The 18,068-nt window shown below is 62.9% G+C and carries 14 protein-coding genes; 8 read left to right on the top strand and 6 right to left on the bottom strand.

Annotated elements, in window-relative coordinates; genetic code table 11:
- Positions 1-8: 8 nt before the first annotated feature.
- The 6 genes from glpK to AC0QUY_RS29690 form a co-directional block, all read right to left on the bottom strand.
- A complete protein-coding gene (gene glpK / locus AC0QUY_RS29715; RefSeq protein ID WP_475389788.1) occupies positions 9-1,511 on the bottom strand; it encodes a glycerol kinase GlpK in 1,503 nt (500 codons plus the stop codon).
- A gap of 260 nt (positions 1,512-1,771) precedes the next feature.
- Complete coding sequence (locus tag AC0QUY_RS29710; protein ID WP_161851701.1) at positions 1,772-2,545, bottom strand: SDR family NAD(P)-dependent oxidoreductase; 774 nt, start codon at positions 2,543-2,545, stop codon at positions 1,772-1,774.
- Positions 2,546-2,692: 147 nt separating this feature from the next.
- Positions 2,693-3,835 carry a pimeloyl-CoA dehydrogenase small subunit gene (gene pimD, locus AC0QUY_RS29705; protein ID WP_475389787.1) on the bottom strand — a complete coding sequence of 381 codons (1,143 nt, stop codon included), beginning with the start codon at positions 3,833-3,835 and terminating at the stop codon, positions 2,693-2,695.
- Positions 3,836-4,074: 239 nt separating this feature from the next.
- The gene (gene pimC / locus AC0QUY_RS29700; RefSeq protein WP_161851699.1) at positions 4,075-5,265 is read right to left on the bottom strand and encodes a pimeloyl-CoA dehydrogenase large subunit; all 1,191 of its coding nucleotides are present in this window, start codon (positions 5,263-5,265) and stop codon (positions 4,075-4,077) included.
- 31 nt (positions 5,266-5,296) lie between these two features.
- A complete protein-coding gene (pimA, locus tag AC0QUY_RS29695) occupies positions 5,297-6,970 on the bottom strand; it encodes a dicarboxylate--CoA ligase PimA (protein WP_475389786.1) in 1,674 nt (557 codons plus the stop codon).
- A gap of 145 nt (positions 6,971-7,115) precedes the next feature.
- Positions 7,116-9,209, bottom strand: a complete 2,094-nt coding sequence (locus tag AC0QUY_RS29690) for a 3-hydroxyacyl-CoA dehydrogenase NAD-binding domain-containing protein (RefSeq protein WP_475389785.1) — start codon at positions 9,207-9,209, stop codon at positions 7,116-7,118.
- Between the two features lie 167 nt (positions 9,210-9,376).
- On the opposite strand from AC0QUY_RS29690, the gene AC0QUY_RS29685 reads away from it, so the two are divergent.
- The 8 genes from AC0QUY_RS29685 to AC0QUY_RS29650 all read left to right on the top strand — a co-directional run bounded on the left by AC0QUY_RS29685 (position 9,377) and on the right by AC0QUY_RS29650 (position 17,977).
- Positions 9,377-10,240 (top strand): IclR family transcriptional regulator, encoded by an 864-nt coding sequence (locus AC0QUY_RS29685; protein WP_161851696.1) that lies wholly within the window; start codon positions 9,377-9,379, stop codon positions 10,238-10,240.
- Between the two features lie 66 nt (positions 10,241-10,306).
- The gene (locus tag AC0QUY_RS29680) at positions 10,307-11,104 is read left to right on the top strand and encodes an ABC transporter ATP-binding protein (RefSeq protein ID WP_475389784.1); all 798 of its coding nucleotides are present in this window, start codon (positions 10,307-10,309) and stop codon (positions 11,102-11,104) included.
- Positions 11,101-11,814, top strand: a complete 714-nt coding sequence (locus AC0QUY_RS29675) for an ABC transporter ATP-binding protein (protein WP_057858296.1) — start codon at positions 11,101-11,103, stop codon at positions 11,812-11,814. The genes AC0QUY_RS29680 and AC0QUY_RS29675 overlap by 4 nt, the downstream gene beginning before the upstream one ends.
- Before the next feature lie 11 nt (positions 11,815-11,825).
- Positions 11,826-12,704, top strand: coding sequence for a branched-chain amino acid ABC transporter permease (locus tag AC0QUY_RS29670; protein WP_161851694.1), 879 nt, complete (start codon positions 11,826-11,828; stop codon positions 12,702-12,704).
- Positions 12,705-12,706: 2 nt separating this feature from the next.
- Positions 12,707-13,726: a branched-chain amino acid ABC transporter permease gene (locus AC0QUY_RS29665; protein ID WP_161851693.1), complete on the top strand. Its 1,020-nt coding sequence runs from the start codon at positions 12,707-12,709 to the stop codon at positions 13,724-13,726.
- A gap of 219 nt (positions 13,727-13,945) precedes the next feature.
- Positions 13,946-15,175, top strand: a complete 1,230-nt coding sequence (locus AC0QUY_RS29660) for an ABC transporter substrate-binding protein (RefSeq protein ID WP_161851692.1) — start codon at positions 13,946-13,948, stop codon at positions 15,173-15,175.
- Positions 15,176-15,333: 158 nt separating this feature from the next.
- On the top strand, positions 15,334-16,560 hold the full coding sequence (locus tag AC0QUY_RS29655) for an ABC transporter substrate-binding protein (protein WP_475389782.1): 1,227 nt from the start codon (positions 15,334-15,336) through the stop codon (positions 16,558-16,560).
- A gap of 127 nt (positions 16,561-16,687) precedes the next feature.
- Positions 16,688-17,977, top strand: coding sequence for a glycerate kinase type-2 family protein (locus tag AC0QUY_RS29650; RefSeq protein WP_475389781.1), 1,290 nt, complete (start codon positions 16,688-16,690; stop codon positions 17,975-17,977).
- Positions 17,978-18,068: the final 91 nt, after the last annotated feature.

The raw sequence follows: 18,068 nt of genomic DNA, 5'->3' as shown, positions 1-18,068 counted from the left end.
GAAGGTTGCTACCCCTCCCCCTCGTCGCTCGCCAGCACGCCCCTTACCGCTCTCGCCCAGCCTGCGAGTTTGCGATCCCGTGTCGCCTTGCTCATGTTGGGCTTGAAGCGGTGTTCGAGCCGCCAGTTATCGGCAAACTTCGCCGGTTCGGGATAGACGCCGGCATGCAGGCCGGCGAGATAGGCGGCGCCGAGCGCAGTCGTCTCCTGGATTACCGGGCGGTCGACCGGCGCGTCCAGGAGATCGGCCAGCCGCTGCATGGTCCAGTCGGATGCGGTCATGCCGCCATCGACGCGCAGCACGTTGGCGGCCTTCTCGCCCGGCCAGTCGGCGCGCATCGCCTCGCGGAGATCGAAGGTCTGGTAACAGACGCTCTCCAGCGCCGCGTGCGCGAGTTCGGCGGGGCCGGTGTTGCGGGTGAGACCGAACAGCGCGCCGCGCACGCGCGGATTCCAGTAGGGTGCGCCCATGCCGACAAAGGCCGGCACCAGATAGACGCTTTGCATGGAATCGGATTTGTCAGCGAGCGGCCCGGTCTCGGAGGCCTGCTTGATGATGCCGAGACCGTCGCGCAGCCATTGCACGGCGGAGCCTGCGACGAAGATCGAGCCTTCGAGCGCATAGGTGCGCTTGCCGTTCAATTGATAGGCGATGGTGGTGAGCAGCTTGTTCTTCGACGCCACCGGCGTCATGCCGGTGTTGAGCAGCGCGAAGCAGCCGGTGCCGTAGGTCGACTTGATCATGCCGGGCTCGAAGCAGGCCTGACCGATGGTCGCGGCCTGCTGGTCGCCGGCGATGCCGGAAATGGCGATCGAACCGCCGAACAGGTTCGGGTCGCTGTCGCCGAATTTGGCGGAGGAGTCTTTCACCTCCGGCAGCATCGAGCGCGGCACGCGCAGCAGTTTCAAGAGTTCGTCGTCCCACTCGCCGGTGTGGATGTTGAACAGCAGCGTGCGCGAGGCGTTGGTGGCGTCGGTCGCGTGCACCTTGCCGCCGGTCAGCCGCCACAGCAAGTAGCAATCGACGGTGCCGAACATCAGTTCTCCGCGCGCGGCGCGCTCACGCGCGCCGGGGACGTGATCGAGGATCCAGGCGACTTTCGTTCCCGAAAAATAGGGATCGATGATCAAGCCGCTCCTGGCCGAAATCGCCGGCTCGTGGCCCTCGTTCTTCAGTTTGGCGCAGATGTCGGCGGTGCGGCGGTCCTGCCAGACGATGGCGCGGTGCACCGCCTGGCCGGTGGCGCGGTCCCAGACCACGGTCGTTTCGCGCTGGTTGGTGATGCCGATGGCGGCGATGTCCTTGGCTTTCAGGCCGGCCTTTTCCAGCGCCTGGCGGCAGACAGCTACCGTCGACGTCCAGATGTCCTCCGGCTCGTGCTCGACCCAGCCTGAGGCCGGGAAATGCTGCGGGAATTCCTGCTGCGCCGTAGCGGCAATGGAAATATCGCTGCGGAACACGATGGCGCGCGAGGACGTGGTGCCCTGATCGATGGCCAGCACAAAGGACATGACGTTGCTTCCCCGGGAGGTTTTGGTTGTGGAGAGGCAATCCGATTGGGAGGCGAAGGTCAAGTTGGGAAGCTTGCCGCGCGCTCGGTGCGCTCCCTCTCCCGCTTGCGGGGGAGGGTTGGGGTGGGGGTGCGTCCGCGAATGAGAGCGCAAGAGATTGAGCGCAAGCAGCGCAACAAACTAAGAGGCGGACTCGCGGAGAGACCCCCACCCGCCTCGCTTCGCTCGGCACCCTCCCCCGCACGCGGGAGAGGGAAGAATTACGTCGCTGCCGTCGTAACTCCGCCATCCACCACGATGGTCTGGCCGGTCATGAAGGTCGACGCGTCCGACGCCAGATAGGCCACTGCACCTGCGATTTCGTCGGGCTCGCCGATGCGGCGGAGCGGCGTGCTGGCTGTGCGGCGCTTGAGGTTATCGGGGTCTTCCCATAGCGCGCGAGCGAAATCGGTCTTGACGAGGCCCGGCGCCACGCAATTGACGCGGACGCCCTTCGGACCCCATTCGCCGGCGAGGCTGCGGCACAGCGCGAAATCCGCCGCTTTCGAGATGCCATAAGCGCCGATCACGGTGGAACCGCGCATGCCTCCGATGGAAGAGATGATCACCACCGAACCATTGCCGCGCTCCGCCATCTGCGGGATCGCCAGCGCGCAGAGCCAGATGTTGCTCTTGACGTTACTGCCCATGATCTTGTCGAAGGCCTCGTCCTTGATGTCGAGCAGCGGGCCGTAATACGGATTCACCGCGGCGTTGCAGACGAGGATGTCGACCTTGCCGTAATGTTTTGTCGTGCCCGAGATCAGCGCCTCGACTTCCTCGCGGCGGGAGATATTGCAGGGAATGACATAGGCGTCGCCGCCGGCCTTCTTGATACCCTCGGCGACTTCGTGGCAGGCATCCGCCTTGCGGCTGGAGATCACGACCTTGGCGCCGAGCTTGGCCAGCAGTTCGGCCGAGGAACGGCCGATGCCGCGGCTGGAGCCGGTGATAACAGCGACTTTGCCGGTGAGATCGAACGGGGTGTTTTTCATTGTTGTTTGTTCCCTGATTTCTCCCCGTCATTGCGAGGAGCACAAGCGACGAAGCAATCCACGCTTTGCCTTGCGGAGCCATGGATTGCTTCGCTTCGCTCGCAATGACGGGGCAACATTGTTGCCCCGCAATGACGGTGGAGGTCCTTACACCAGCCCGCCCGCGTCGGTGACGCGGCGGAGGTGGTAGTCGGTATCGCCAAACGTATTCTCGATCATGGTCAGCCGCTTGAAGTAGTGGCCGATCTTGGCTTCCTGGGTCATGCCGATGCCGCCGTGGAGCTGGATCGACTGCTGACCGATGAACTTGCCTGACTTGCCGATCTGCACCTTGGCGGCGGCGACCGCGGTCGCGCGCTCCTTGGCGCTGTCGAAATCGGCCGCCATGGTCGCGAACATCGACATGCTGCGGGCCTGCTCCAGCGCCACGAACATGTCGGCGGCGCGGTGCTGCAGCGTCTGGAAGGTGCCGATCGGCACGCCAAACTGCTTGCGTGTCTTGAGATACTCAACGGTCGACTTCAGCGATTCATCCATCGCGCCGACAGCTTCCGCGCACATCGCGGTGCGGGCTTCATCGACCACGCGCTCGATCAGGGCGAGGCCGTTCTCGGGATCGCCGATCGCAGCGTCGCTGCCTACCTCAACGCCGGTGAAGGTGATGTCGGCCGCATGCAGCCCGTCCTGGGTCGGATAGCCCTTGCGGGTGACGCCCTTGGCATTGGCCGGCACGAGGAACACGCCGATGCCGCTCTTGTCGCGCTGGCCGCCCTTGGTCCGCGCCGTGACAATGAGCGTGTCGGCATTCTCGCCGTTGAGCACGACGAATTTTTCGCCGTCGATGACCCAGCCTGCGCCCTTCTTCTTGGCAGTGGTTGCGACATCGCCGAGATCGTAGCGCGAGTTCTTTTCGAGCTGCGCGAACGCAAACGTCTTGCTGCCGTCGATGATGCCGGGGATGTGCTGGGCTTTCTGCTCGGCCGAGCCGCCATGGCGCAGGAAGCCGCCGCCGATCACGACCGTCGCCAGATACGGCTCCAGCACCAGCGCCTTGCCGAGCGCCTCCATCACGATCATGGTCTCGACCGCGCCAGCGCCGAAGCCGCCATCGGCTTCCGCGAACGGCAGACCCAGCAAGCCCTGCTCGGCGAGCTTGCCCCAGACGGCCTTGCTCCAGCCGCCCTTTTCCTTCTGGTACTTCTTGCGCGCATCGAAATCGTAGGAGTCGGTCAACAGACCGTCGATGCTTTCCTTGAGAAGGCGCTGCTCCTCGGACAAATCAAAATCCATGTTCTTTTGCTCTCTTCAAATCATGCCTGAGGCATGGAAATCGAACGAACCCGTAGGATGGGTAGAGCGAAGCGAAACCCATCGCACTGTTCGGACTTGTTGTGATGGGTATCGCTTCGCTCCACCCATCCTACGAAACTCGCTTCCGGGTGAGGGTACAGGTCTCTCGGCAATCTTTGCTGGGAGACAGGCCCCTCACCCCGACCCTCTCCCCGCGAAGGGCGAGGAGAGGGAGAAGATCAAAGCCCCAGCACCGCCTTGGTGATGATGTTGCGCTGGATCTCATTGGAGCCGCCGTAGATCGAGACCTTGCGGTTGTTGAAGTAGCTCGGCGCGATCTGGGCGGTCCAGTCCATGGTCTCGTTGGTGCCGTCGTCGCCGTGCACGTCATAAGGCGCGGCGAACGGGCCGATCACTTCCATCAGGAGTTCGGTGGTGGTCTGCTGGATTTCCGAACCCTTGATCTTCAGCACCGAAGATGCCGGGTTGGGCTTGCCCTTGCCGTGCTTGCCCTCGTCGGCGACGACGCGGAGCTGGGTCAGTTCGAGCGCCTTCAGCTCGATCTCGCAGGCCGCCAGCTTCTCGCGGAAACCCTGGTCCTCGATCACGGGCTTGCCGTTGGACTCGACCTTGGAGGCGAGATCCTTGATGCGGCGCAGCCGCTCCTTGGAGACGCCGACGCGGGCGATGCCGGTGCGCTCATTGCCGAGCAGGAACTTTGCGTAGTCCCAGCCCTTGTTCTCTTCGCCGATCAGGTTCTCGACCGGCACCTCGACGTCGTCGAAGAACACTTCGTTGACCTCATGGCCGCCGTCGATGGTCTCGATCGGGCGCACGGTGACGCCCTTCGACTTCATGCTGAAGACGATGAAGGAGATGCCCATCTGCTTCTTCGCATTGGTGTCGGTGCGGCACAGGCAGAAGATCATGTCGGCGTGCTGGGCCAGCGTAGTCCAGGTCTTCTGGCCATTGATGATGTACTTGTCGCCTTTGCGCTCGGCTTTGGTCTTCAGCGAGGCGAGGTCCGATCCCGAGCCGGGTTCGGAGAAGCCCTGGCACCACCAGTCGTCGACATTGGCGATGCGCGGCAGATACTGCTGCTTCTGCTTCTCGTTGCCGAAGGTGTAGATGACGGGCCCGACCATGCTGACGCCGAAGGCGAGCGGCGCTGGCGCCGGATGCATCTGCAGCTCTTCGTTGAAGATATAGTGCTGCACCGAGGTCCATCCCGTGCCGCCATATTCCTTCGGCCAGTGCGAGACGCCCCAGCCCTTCTTGTTCAGGATGCGCCACCAGGCGATCATCTCGTCCTTGGAGAGATGACGGCCCTCAACCATCTTGCGCCGCGTCTCCGGCGGCACGTTGTCCCGGAAGAAGGCTCTTACTTCTTCACGAAACGCGATTTCTTCCTTGCTGAAAGCGAGATCCATCGGATCCTCCTGTGAGCGGATTACATTCCGGCTAAGCGACGTTCTTACCGTTGGCAGCTTGCGACGACTTCTGCTGCATGCGCAATTCGTGGCGCGACAGCTTGCCGACCGGCGTGCGCGGCAATTCCGCGGCGAACTCGACGGCGGTCGGCAGCTCGTGCTTGCCGAGCTTGCCCGCGAGGAAGCTGCGCAGCTCATCGATGGTGAACGGCTGAGCGCCCGCGCGCAGCGTGATGAAGGCTTTCGCCGACTCGCCGCGATAATCGTCGGGGATACCGATCACGATGACTTCCTGCACCGACGGATGGGTGTAGATCGCCTGCTCGATCATCTGCGGATAGACGTTGAAGCCGCCGGAGATGATCATGTCCTTCTTGCGGTCGACCAGGTAGAAATAGCCGTCGGCATCCATGTAGCCGACGTCGCCGGTCAGGAAGCGATCGCCGACAAAGGACTCCGCGGTCTCCTTCGGCTTGTTCCAGTAACCCTTGGTGACGTTCGGCCCCCTGATGCGGAGTTCGCCCGCCTCGCCGACCGGCAGCACCTTCGTCGGATCGTCCAGCGAAACGATGTCTATCTCGATGCCGGGCAGCATCACCCCGACCGAACCTGGCTTGTCCGGTCCATCCTCCGGATACGCAGTGCCAGCCGGGGACGTCTCGGTCATGCCCCAGCCGCTCCTCAGCTTCATACCGACCTTGCGCTCAAAAATCCTTGCGACTTCCATCGGCAGCGGCGCGCCGCCCGAGCCGGCGCTGCGCAGCGACGAGAAATCGCGCTTATCGAGATCAGGCAGCGCGGCGATGGCGATCCACATCGTCGGCACGCCGGGAAAAACGGTGGCGCGCTTTACCTCGATGTCACGCATCACAGCCTCCACATCGAAACGCTGGTGCAGCGAGACCAGATTGCCGCGGCGCAGCGAGGAAAGCAGCACCACGGTCAGCGCGAAGATGTGAAACAACGGCAGCACGCAAATGACGCGCTCGATCGCATTGCGCTCCAGTCGCGCGGGTCTGCCCCAGACATCGTAGATCGACACGGCGGACGTGAAATTGCCGTGGGAGAGCATGGCGCCTTTCGGCAACCCAGTGGTTCCGCTGGTGTATTGCAGCAACGCGACGTCCTCGACGTCGATTGCCGGCCAGGTGGCCGGCCTGGTCACGCCATCGACGAACTGCTTGTAGGTGATGATCGCGGAGTTGCTCGGCAGCGGCGTCTGCGGCACGCCGACCTCGCCCCAGGCGTCGTCCTCGCAGACGATCAACCTGTCGATCAATCCTTTGTCGAGAAACTTCAGCGCGGTCGGAAACAGCGCGGAGAGATTGCTGGTGACGACGATACGCGCGCCGGAATCGGTGAGCTTGTGCGACAGCGCGATCTCGCCGTCGAGCGGCGACAGATGCACGATTCGCGCTCCCGCCTTCAGCGCGCCGAAGAAATTGACCGGATGATCCGGCGTGTTGCCGAGGAACAGGGCGACCGACTTGCCCTTGCCGTAGCCGGCGCGCAGGAAGGCACTCGCGGCAACCTCGACCTTGTCCTCCAGCTCGGCATAGCTGATCGGCCGGTCGCGGAATTCGATCGCCGGGCGTGCGCCGTAGCTGGATGCTGCCTGCGACAGCAGATCAGGCAGCGCGCCGCGCTCGAGGGCGTCGTCCCAACGGACGCCTTGCGGATAATGTTGCTCGCCGGGATGGATCATGTGGGTTCAGCCAGTTGGGAGTCATTCCGGGGCGCTCGCGGCTAGCGAGCGAACCCGGAATCTCGAGGTTCTCTGGTGCGCAACCGCGCACCATAGTTCATGCTTCGCATGCCCCGGAACCACGGGAAGTGAGGCCCTCGGCCCATCAAGCCGCTTTCGACTGCGCGAGCGACGCAAAGGTCTTGCCTTCGGCGGCGAGACGCTTGAGCAGCGGCGCCGGTTCGAGCGAGGGATCGTTGGTCTCCTTGGCGTAATAGGAGAGACGATCGGCGATGTGCTTGAGCCCGACCTGGTCGGCATAGAACATCGGGCCGCCGCGATAGATCGGCCAGCCATAGCCGTAGAGCCAGATCACGTCGATGTCGCTCGGACGCGCCGCGATCCCCTCTTCGAGAATGCGGGCACCCTCGTTGATCATCGGATACATCATGCGCTCCAGGATTTCGTCGTCGCTGACGACGCGCTTCTTGCGTCCCAGACGCTGCAGCGTCTCGTCGATCAGCTTCTCGACTTCCGGATCCGGCAGCGCCGCGCGCGAGCCGGCCTCATACTTGTAGTAGCCCTTGCCGGTCTTCTGGCCGAATCGTCCGGCCTCGCACAGTGCGTCGGCGATCTCCGACTTGATGCCGCGGTCTTTCCGCGAACGCCAGCCGATATCGAGGCCGGCGAGATCGCTCATCGCGAACGGGCCCATCGGCATGCCGAACTTCGTCACCACGGCATCGACCTGCTGCGGCAAGGCGCCTTCGAACAAGAGCTTCTCGGACTGCTTGCCGCGCTGGGCCAGCATGCGGTTGCCGACAAAGCCGTCGCAGACGCCGACCACGGCCGGCACCTTTGCGATCTTGCGCGCGATCGACACGGCAGTGGTCAGCGCATCCGGCGCGGTCTTGTCGGCGCGGACGATCTCGCACAGCTTCATGACGTTCGCCGGCGAGAAGAAGTGCATGCCGAGCACGTCCTGCGGACGTTTTGTGACCTTCGCGATCTCGTCGATGTTGAGGTAGGAGGTGTTGGACGCCAGCACTGCACCCGGCTTGGCGTGCTTGTCCAGCGCCTCGAACACTTCCTTCTTGACCGCCATGGTTTCGAACACGGCCTCGATCACCAGGTCAGCGTCCTTGACGTTCTCGAGGCCGACCTTGCCGTCGATCAGGCCCATGCGCTTGGCCGGGGCATCGGCGGGGATGCCGCCACGCGCGGCGGTCGCCTCGTAGTTCTTCTGCATGACGCCCAAGCCGCGCTTGAGCTGCTCTTCGCCGGTCTCGATCAGCGTCACCGGGATACCGGCGTTGGCGAACGACATCGCGATACCGCCGCCCATGGTGCCGGCGCCGATGATGGCGACGCGCGAAACGTTGCGCGGCTTGGTGCCCTCGGGCACGCCAGCGATCTTGGCCGCCTCACGCTCCGAGAAGAAGGCGTAACGCTGCGCCTTGGACTGGTCGCTGGATACCAGCTTGAGAAAACCTTCGCGCTCCTTCTTCAGGCCTTCGTCGAAAGGCAGCTCGATGGCGGCGCGCACGGCGTCCGCTGCCGCAAACGGCGCTTCCAGCCCGCGCGCCTTCTTGGTCAATGCGGCGACCGCATTGGTGAAGATCGAGATGTCAGCCTTGGCAGCCGCAAGTTTTGAATCATCGTCGCGCAACTTGCGCAACGGGCGCTTCTCCGCCAGCACCTTGCGCGCGAAGGTTTCGCCGCCCGCTGCCGGACCTTCGACGATCTCTTCGATCAGGCCGTTCTTGAGCGCATCCGCCGCGCTGATCGGGTCCCCGCTGACGATCATCTTGACCGCGAGTTCGGGGCCGACCGCACGCGGGAGGCGCTGGGTACCGCCCGCGCCCGGCAGCAGGCCGAGCTTTACTTCGGGGAGGCCGAGTCTCGCATCCTTGGTCGCCACGCGATAGTGGCATGCCAGCGCGACTTCGAGACCGCCGCCGAGCGCCGTGCCGTGAATGGCGGCGACGATCGGCTTCGGCGACTTCTCCATGAGGTCCAGCACCTCGGCCAGGCCCGGAGGCTTCGGCGGCTTGCCGAATTCGGTGATGTCGGCGCCGGCGATGAAGGTGCGGCCGTCGCAGGTCAGCACGATTGCCTTCACTTCCGCATCCGCGATCGCGCTTTTCATGCATTCGAAAATACCGCCGCGCACGGCGGCGCTCAACGCATTGACGGGAGGACTGTTGACCGTGACGATCGCGATGACGTCTTGACGCTCGAGTTTTACCACTTCGCTCACGGGACTCTCCCTGGATCGCTTGTTCTTGGATGCCACTCGACTTGCGTTGAGTAGCTACGGCCGTTTCATCAATTTCGCACTGCGAAATTTAATTCCACATCTTGACAGGGAGGGTTATTTTGAAGCACGTCCCTTGTCAACGAGCTCATCAGCAGCAGTGGCGGGTAATGAAGCGTCCAGGGAAGAAAGTGGCGACCGATCGCAGCTTCGTCGTCGCACTTTCCCGCGGACTAGATGTGTTGCGCGCATTTCATCCCAACGACGGACTTCTCGGCAATCAAGAACTTGCCGCCCGTACCAATCTGCCGAAGCCAACCATTTCCCGGCTGACCTACACCCTGACCAAGCTCGGCTATCTTACACCCGTTCCGCGCTTCGAGAAGTATCAGCTCGCGCCATCAGCCATGGCGCTGGGATATGCCGCACTCGCCAATCTCGGTGTTCGGCATTTGTCCGAACCTTATCGCGAAGCGCTGATGCGCGAGACCGGCGGCGCGGTCGCGGTCGGCGGGCGCGACCGTCACAGCATGATCTATTTCGGGCAAAGCCGCACCGGGCTGCTCGGTGTGCAGCTTGACGTCGGCTCACACGTACCGATCGCGACCACTGCGATGGGCCGCGCCTATATCTGGGCCCTGTCCGACGACGAACGTGCCTCGTTATTGCGCGAACTGCGCGACCATTATGGCAATCGCTGGCCCAAAATGCGCGACGGCATCGAACGCGCGGGCGAAATGCTCGCGCGCCGCGGCTTCACCATCTCCGCGGGCGAATGGCAGGAGGACGTGCACGCGGTCGGCGTGCCGCTGAAGCTCAGCGACGGAACCGGACCATATGCCTTCAATTGCGGCGCGCCCGCTTTCCGTTTTACGGAAGATCGCCTGGTCAACGACATTGGACCTCGCCTTGTCACGATGGTAAGGAACATCGAGACGGCGCTGGGCGGCGCAGCACCGCAATCCAAAAAAACAGAAAATAAGAAGCCCAAAGCAGGAGGAAGAGTTGCACGTTTGGCCGAGGGGATCAGATAGCGTTCACCATGACCGGCGAGATTCGCGCGGTCATTCCCGCTCCGTGATCAGGGCGGGCGGGACGCGATGACGCAGGCACAGCTCGCGCAGGGCAATTCACCCCTGCTCGCGGTTCGCGACGTCAGCGTCGTGTTCGGCGGCATCATCGCGCTCAACGGCGTGTCCTTTAACATGCACAAGGGCAATATCCTTGGGCTGATCGGACCGAACGGCGCCGGCAAGACGACCCTGTTCAACTGTCTCTCCCGGCTCTATCAGCCGTCTTCCGGCGATATCCTGATGGAAGGCACGAGCATCCTGACGCGCCCGGCGCACAAGATCGCCGAGATCGGCATCGGCCGCACGTTCCAGAACGTCGCGCTGTTTCCCAACCTTTCGGTGCTCGACAATGTCCGCGTCGGCTGCCATGCGCGCACCTCGAGCGACATCATCTCGGACTCGCTGAAGCTCGCCTGGGTTCGCCGCAGCGAGGCCGACCTCAACAAGAAGGTCCACGAAATCGTCGCCTATCTCGGTCTTGAGGAGGTCGCCCACACCATCGTGTCGGGCCTGCCGTTCGGCACCCAGAAGCGCGTCGAGCTGGCGCGCGCACTCGCCGCCGACCCGAAGATCCTGCTGCTCGACGAGCCTGCCGGCGGCCTCAACCACGAGGAAGTCCACGTCCTCGGCGATCTGATCCGAAAGCTGCGTGACGAGCGCCACCTCACCGTGCTGCTGGTCGAGCACCACATGGGTCTGGTGATGTCGATCGCCGATCACGTCGTCGCACTCAACTTCGGCCGCAAGCTCGCCGAGGGAACACCGGCCCAGGTCCAGGCCGACCCGGATGTCATCAAAGCCTATCTGGGGAGCAAGGACCAATGACCGCAATGCTCAACGTCAAGGATCTGCGCGCCTATTACGGTCAGGTCCAGGCACTTCACGGCCTCACCTTTGCGCTCAACGAGGGCTCGCTGACCACGCTGCTGGGCGCCAACGGCGCCGGCAAGACCACTACCTTGCGGGCGATCTGCAACATGGTGCGCTCGACCGGCGCGATCGAGTTCGAGGGCAAGCCGCTTTCGGGCAAATCGACCGAAAACGTGGTCCGGCTCGGCATTGCGCATGTGCCGCAGGGCCGCGGCACCTTCACCACCATGACGGTGGAAGAAAACCTGCAGCTTGGGGCCATCACCCGCACTGACAAGAAGAACATCGTCGCCGATATCGAGCGCATGTACGAGCACTTCCCGGTGCTCAAGGAGCGCCACACCCAGCAGGCCGGCACGCTGTCGGGCGGCGAGCAGCAGATGCTGGCGGTCGCCCGCGCGCTGATGCTGCGTCCGCGGCTGATGCTGCTGGACGAGCCGTCGTTCGGCCTGGCGCCGCTGATCGTGCGAGAGCTGTTCAAGATTCTCGGCAAGATCAACCGCGAGGACAAGGTCACCATTTTGGTGGTCGAGCAGAACGCGCAGTTGGCGCTGGAGCTCGCCGACCAGGCCTATGTGATCGAAACCGGGAAGATCGTGATGTCGGGGAACGCGAAGGAAATCGCGAGCAACGAAGACGTCCGCAAATCCTATCTCGGCTACTGAGGAGCAGGACAATGGAGCTGTTTACCAACCAAGTCCTGGCCGGTATCGCCACGGGCGCGATCTATGCCTGTATGGCGCTCGCGGTGGTCATGATCTACCAGGCGATCGACCATCTGAACTTCGCCCAGGGCGAAATGGCGATGTTCTCGACCTTCATCTCCTGGCAATTGATGCAGTGGGGCGTGCCCTATTGGTGGTCGTTCCTGCTCACGCTGGCGATCTCGTTCGCCGGCGGCATCCTCATCGAGCGGCTGCTGTTCAAGCCGCTGGCGAAGGCGCCGGTGCTGACCAACGTCGCCGGTTTCATCGCGCTGTTTGCGATCGTCAACTCGGTGGCCGGTCTGATCTGGGATTTCACCATCAAGCAGTATCCGACCCCGTTCGGCTCCGCGCCGTTCCTCGGCAGCCAGTTGATCTCGACCCACCAGGCCGGGATGATCGGCGTCACGCTTTTGATGCTGGTCGGGCTCTACCTCTTCTTCCAGTTCACGCGGATCGGCCTTGCGATGCGCGCAGCGGCGGCGTTGCCGGAATCGGCGCGGCTGGTCGGCGTCAATACCTCCTGGATGATTGCGCTCGGCTGGGGCATGGCCTCCGCGATCGGCGCCGTCGCCGGCATCCTGATCGCACCAGTCGTGTTCCTCGAACCGAACATGATGGGCGGCGTTCTGGTTTACGGTTTTGCCGCCGCCGTGCTCGGCGGCCTTACCTCGCCGCTCGGCGCCGTCGTGGGCGGTTTCCTGGTCGGCGTCTTCGAGAATCTTGCCGGCACCTACATCCCCGGCGTGGGCAATGAACTGAAACTCCCGATCGCGCTTGCGCTGATCATCACCGTCCTGGTTTTCAAACCTGCCGGTCTCTTCGGCCGAGCCATCGTGAAGCGAGTCTGATCATGAGCGCAGCTGCAGAAGACGCCGTCACAGAAGCCCCGGCCGTCGAGGCCGTTCCGAAGCGCGCCATGACGCTGGGCACCGGCACCTCGCTGGTGATCCTGGCGGCACTGCTCGTCACCCCGGTGTTCGTGAAGAACTTCGTCGTCTTCCAGATGACGATGGTCATGATCTACGGGATCGCGGTGCTGGCGCTCAACATCCTGACCGGCGGCAGCGGGCAGTTCTCGCTCGGTCAGAGCGCGTTCTATGCGCTCGGCGCCTATACGTCGGCGGTGCTGATGGAAAACGTCGGCATGAACTATGCGCTGACGCTGCCGATCGCGGGGCTGGTCTCGTTCGGCGCCGGCTACCTGTTCGGCAAACCCGCGTTGCGGCTTTCCGGCATCTACCTGGCCCTTGCCACCTTCGCGCTGGCGGTCGCCATGCCGCAACTCCTGAAGCTGCATTTCCTCGAGCATTGGACCGGCGGCGTGCAGGGCCTCACCGTCATGAAACCCGATGCGCCGTTCGGCCTGCCGATTGGACAGGACAAGTGGCTCTACTACTTCACGCTGGCGATCGCGCTGGCGATCTATATCGGGTCGGTCAACCTGCTACGCTCACGCTCGGGCCGCGCCTTCATGTCGATCCGCGACAATGAGATCGCAGCCTCCGCCATGGGCGTCGATGTCGCCCAGTACAAGACGCTCGCCTTCGGCGTGTCCGCGGGCATCACCGGTATCGCCGGCGGGCTCAGCGCCATCGTCGTGGCGTTCGTGGCGCCCGACAGCTACACGATCAACCTGGCGATCGCGCTATTCCTTGGCATGGTGGTCGGCGGCGTGGGCTGGCTGCCGGGCTCGTTCGTCGGCGCCGCCTTCATCATCTTCGTGCCCAACATCGCGGAGAGCATCTCCAAGGGCCTCTCCGGCGCGGTGTTCGGCGTGCTTCTGTTCCTCGTGATCTTCCTCGTACCGCATGGTGCAAGGCAGGTTGCGATTGTTGCGCAGCAGATGCTCGGCAATCTCAGGAAGAACTGAGAACAACGAAGACGCTCTGGAGTGGCGAACTCAGCCATTAACCAATATTCCGCCGGGCGGTAGTTTCCCGGGGATCAGGCTAAATATCGGCCCCCGCGACATCGTCGCGGGGGCTTTTTGTTGCTGGACGCAGCCGAAAGGTATTCAATGCGGTCAAGAGCCGCCAAGTGCTCCAATCAAAAACAATGACACAGTCATCGATCCCAGGGAGATCAAAAAATGCTCGCCATCAACTTGCGCTTGGGAGCCTTTTCGGCCGCCCTCGCATTGCTTGCTGCCACCAGCAGCGGCGCGCTTGCGCAGAAGAAATACGACACCGGCGCCAACGATACCGAAATCAAGATCGGCAACATCATGCCCTACAGCGGTCCGGCTTCCGCCTACGGCGTGATCGGCAAGACCGAGGAAGCCTATTTCAGGAAGATCAACGCCGAGGGCGGCATCAACGGCCGCAAGATCAACTTCGTCAGTTATGACGATGCCTACTCTCCGCCGAAGACGGTGGAACAGGTGCGCAAGCTGGTCGAGAGCGATGAAGTCCTGCTCGTGTTCAATTCACTGGGCACCCCGCCCAATACCGCGATCCAGAAATACCTGAACTCGAAGAAGGTGCCGCAACTGTTCGTCGCGACCGGCGCCACCAAGTGGAACGATCCAAAAGACTTCCCGTGGACGATGGGCTGGCAGCCCAACTACCAGAGCGAGTCGCAGATCTACGCCAAGTACATTCTAAAGAACAAGCCGGACGCCAAGATCGCCGTGCTCTATCAGAATGACGACTACGGCAAGGACTATCTGAAGGGCTTCAAGGACGGCCTCGGCGCCAAGGCGGCATCGATGATCATCATCGAGGAAAGCTATGAGGTCTCGCAGCCGACGATCGATTCCAACATCGTCAAGCTGAAGTCGCTCAATGCCGACGTGTTCTTCAACATCACGACGCCGAAGTTCGCGGCGCAGGCAATCAAGAAGATGAACGAGATCGGCTGGAAGCCGATGCACTTCCTCAACAACGTCTCGGCCTCGATCGGCAGCGTCATGAAGCCGGCCGGCTTCGAGAATTCGCAGGACATCATCTCGTCCGCCTACCTCAAGGATCCGACCGACGCGCAGTGGAAGGACGACGCCGGGATGAAGGCCTGGAACGAGTTCCTGGACAAGTATTATCCGGAAGCCAACCGTGCCGACGCCTCGGTGATATACGGTTATACCGTGGCACAAGGCCTCGTTCACGTGCTGAAGGCTTGCGGCGACGACCTGACCCGCGCAAACGTCATGAAGCAGGCGGCGAACATCAAGGACCTCGAGCTTGGCGGCCTGCTGCCGGGCGTCAAGGTCAACACTTCGGCGACCGACTTTGCCCCGATTTCGCAATTGCAGTTGATGAAGTTCAAGGGCGAGACCTGGGAACGCTTCGGCGAGATTCTCTCCGGCGACGTCGGCGGCTAGTCAGCCGGCACCGCCTATCAAGGAAGCAGCCCTGCGGCTTTGCCGCAGGGCTTTTTGTTGTGAGGTTTCCAGCAAGATGCTACTCACGACGCTGTTAAAAGAGCTTCGTTCAAGGAGCCCGACGGGTACGTTTAATAAATGAAAAGGGAGAGACAGAAATGTCCACAATGAAAAAACTTGCGGTTGTTTCGGCCGCGTTTGGACTACTCGCGGCAACTTCGAGCGGCGTTCTCGCACAGAAGAAGTACGACCCCGGCGCGAGCGATACCGAGATCAAGATCGGCAACATCATGCCCTACAGCGGACCGGCTTCGGCCTATGGCGTGATCGGCAAAACCGAGGAAGCCTATTTCAGGAAGATCAACGCCGAGGGCGGCATCAACGGCCGCAAGATCAACTTCATCAGCTATGACGACGCCTATAGCCCGCCGAAGACGGTGGAGCAGGCGCGCAAGCTGGTCGAGAGCGACGAAGTTCTGCTGATCTTCAATCCGCTCGGCACGCCGCCGAACACGGCGATCCAGAAATATCTCAACAGCAAGAAGGTGCCGCAACTGTTCGTCGCCACCGGCGCCACCAAGTGGAACGACCCGAAGAATTTCCCCTGGACGATGGGCTGGCAGCCCAACTACCAGAGCGAAACCCAGATCTATGCGAAGTACATTCTGAAGGAGAAGCCGAACGCCAAAATCGGCATCCTCTATCAGAACGACGATTACGGTAAGGACTATCTGAAGGGCTTCAAGGACGGTCTCGGCGCCAAGGCCGCGTCGATGATCGTCCTGGAGGAGAGCTACGAAGTCTCCGAACCGACGATCGACTCCCACATCGTCAAGCTGAAAGCGACCGGCGCCGACGTCTTCATCAACATTACCACGCCGAAATTCGCGGCGCAGGCGATCAAGAAGAACGCGGAGATCGGCTGGAAGCCACTGCACTTCCTCAACAACGTCTCGGCCTCGATCGGCAGTGTCATCAAGCCGGCCGGCATGGAGAACGCGCAGGACATCATCTCCTCGCAGTATCTGAAGGACCCGACGGATGCGCAGTGGAAGGACGATGCGGGCATGAAGGCCTGGAACGAGTTCCTGGACAAATACTATCCGGAAGCCAACCGCGCCGATGCGTCGGTGATGTACGGCTACTCGGTTGCCCAGACTCTGGCGCATGTGCTGAAGGCTTGCGGCGACAATCTCACGCGCGAGAACGTCATGAAGCAGGCGGCCAGCATCAAGGACCTCGAACTCGGCGGTCTGCTGCCGGGCATCAAGGTCAACACCTCGGCGACCGACTTCGCCCCGATCTCGTCGGTGCAGCTGATCAAGTTCAAGGGCGAGACCTGGGAACGCTTCGGCGAAGTCCTCTCGGGTGACGCCGGCGGCTAGTCATTCCAAAATCTGATCGGCCCATTTCCGGCCAACAAGAGCCCCCGCGACCCGCTCGCGGGGGTTTTCTTTTGCAGCGATTGGATGGATAACCAGACCCTCCGTCTCATCCAGTTCACGTGCCCTCATGACCGACCGACGTTCCCTCTTGCGTGCGATCTTCGATGCGGCCGTTGCGGCCGCGCATCCGGACGTCGTGCTGTCGGCGCATCTGCGTCCCTTACCCAAGGGCAAGGTGATCTGCCTCGCCGCCGGCAAGGGCGCGGCGGCGATGGCGGCTGCAGCCGAACGGCACTACCTCGATACGCTGGGGCTCGATCCGTCGCGGCTGATTGGGCTTGCCACCACGCGCCACGGCCACGGCGTGCCGACGCGGCGGATCAGGGTAATCGAGGCCGGCCATCCCGTACCTGACGAAGCCGGGCTGAAGGCTGCCGACGAAACGCTGCGGCTCGCCGCCGAGGCAACGGCGGACGATCTGTTGCTGGTGCTGCTATCCGGCGGCGGCTCCGCGAACTGGATCGCGCCGGCTGACGGCGTTTCGTTCGCACAGAAGCAGCAGGTGAACCGCGCGCTGTTGCGCTCGGGCGCGCCGATCGGCGAGATGAACATCGTCCGCAAGCATCTGTCGCGAATCAAGGGCGGCCGGCTCGCCCGCGCCGGACAGCACGCCGCCGAGATCGTGACGCTCGCGATCTCAGACGTGCCGCACGACGACCCGTCGGCGATTGCATCGGGACCGACGGTGCCGGATCCGAGCACGCTGGCGGACGCCCGCGCGCTGGTGACGAAGTATAATCTCACGGTTGACGACGCGGTCAGGCGTGCCCTCGAAGATTCGAGGAACGAGAGCAGCAAGCCAGGCGATCCTGCCTTTGCTCGCGCTCACTTCGAAATGATCGCAAAACCGAAAGCTTCGCTCGACGCGGCCATCAAGGTCGCGAAGGACGCGGGATATGAGGTCATCGGCCTCGGCGCCGATCTCGAGGGCGAAGCGCGCGAGGTGGCGGCCGATCATGCGCGGATGGCGCTGAAGGCACGCAGCGAAGGCAAGCGCATCGCGATCCTGTCGGGCGGCGAGCTCACGGTGACCGTGCGCGGCAATGGCCGCGGCGGCCCCAACCAGGAATATGCGCTGGCGCTGGCGGACCTCCTGAAGGACACGGCCGGCATTGTGGCGCTGGCCGCCGACACCGACGGAGCCGACGGCGGCGCCGGCAGCGCTAGCGATCCGGCCGGCGCCGTGATCGATCAGACGACGTTTGCGAAGATGAAATCGCTCGGCCTCGATCCCGCGGCCTATCTCGCCAACAACGATGCCACCGCGTTCTTTTCAGCCACCGGCGATCTCGTGCTGACGGGTCCGACGCTCACCAACGTCAATGACGTCAGGGTGATCCTGGTGGACTACGCTTAGGTTTTTCGGGCGGCCGCCGGCATCCAGTGCGTGCCGCGACGGCATTAACGCTTTGTTGAGCAAGTTGCGAGGAACCGGCTCGGACCTGCCT

The sequence above is a fragment of the Bradyrhizobium sp. WYCCWR15520 genome (genome assembly GCF_056174665.1).
This window is presented reverse-complemented; position numbering and strand designations above follow the sequence as displayed.

What these genes read in the sequence shown, in the direction of transcription:
- AC0QUY_RS29685 (WP_161851696.1), top strand. Translation starts at nt 9,377, where the DNA reads ATGAAGCGTCCAGGGAAGAAAGTGGCGACCGATCGCAGCTTCGTCGTC.
- AC0QUY_RS29650 (WP_475389781.1), top strand. Translation starts at nt 16,688, where the DNA reads ATGACCGACCGACGTTCCCTCTTGCGTGCGATCTTCGATGCGGCCGTT.
- AC0QUY_RS29670 (WP_161851694.1), top strand. Translation starts at nt 11,826, where the DNA reads ATGGAGCTGTTTACCAACCAAGTCCTGGCCGGTATCGCCACGGGCGCG.
- pimD (WP_475389787.1), bottom strand. Translation starts at nt 3,835, where the DNA reads ATGGATTTTGATTTGTCCGAGGAGCAGCGCCTTCTCAAGGAAAGCATC.
- AC0QUY_RS29660 (WP_161851692.1), top strand. Translation starts at nt 13,946, where the DNA reads ATGCTCGCCATCAACTTGCGCTTGGGAGCCTTTTCGGCCGCCCTCGCA.
- pimA (WP_475389786.1), bottom strand. Translation starts at nt 6,970, where the DNA reads ATGATCCATCCCGGCGAGCAACATTATCCGCAAGGCGTCCGTTGGGAC.
- AC0QUY_RS29675 (WP_057858296.1), top strand. Translation starts at nt 11,101, where the DNA reads ATGACCGCAATGCTCAACGTCAAGGATCTGCGCGCCTATTACGGTCAG.
- pimC (WP_161851699.1), bottom strand. Translation starts at nt 5,265, where the DNA reads ATGGATCTCGCTTTCAGCAAGGAAGAAATCGCGTTTCGTGAAGAAGTA.
- AC0QUY_RS29655 (WP_475389782.1), top strand. Translation starts at nt 15,334, where the DNA reads ATGTCCACAATGAAAAAACTTGCGGTTGTTTCGGCCGCGTTTGGACTA.
- glpK (WP_475389788.1), bottom strand. Translation starts at nt 1,511, where the DNA reads ATGTCCTTTGTGCTGGCCATCGATCAGGGCACCACGTCCTCGCGCGCC.
- AC0QUY_RS29680 (WP_475389784.1), top strand. Translation starts at nt 10,307, where the DNA reads ATGACGCAGGCACAGCTCGCGCAGGGCAATTCACCCCTGCTCGCGGTT.
- AC0QUY_RS29710 (WP_161851701.1), bottom strand. Translation starts at nt 2,545, where the DNA reads ATGAAAAACACCCCGTTCGATCTCACCGGCAAAGTCGCTGTTATCACC.
- AC0QUY_RS29665 (WP_161851693.1), top strand. Translation starts at nt 12,707, where the DNA reads ATGAGCGCAGCTGCAGAAGACGCCGTCACAGAAGCCCCGGCCGTCGAG.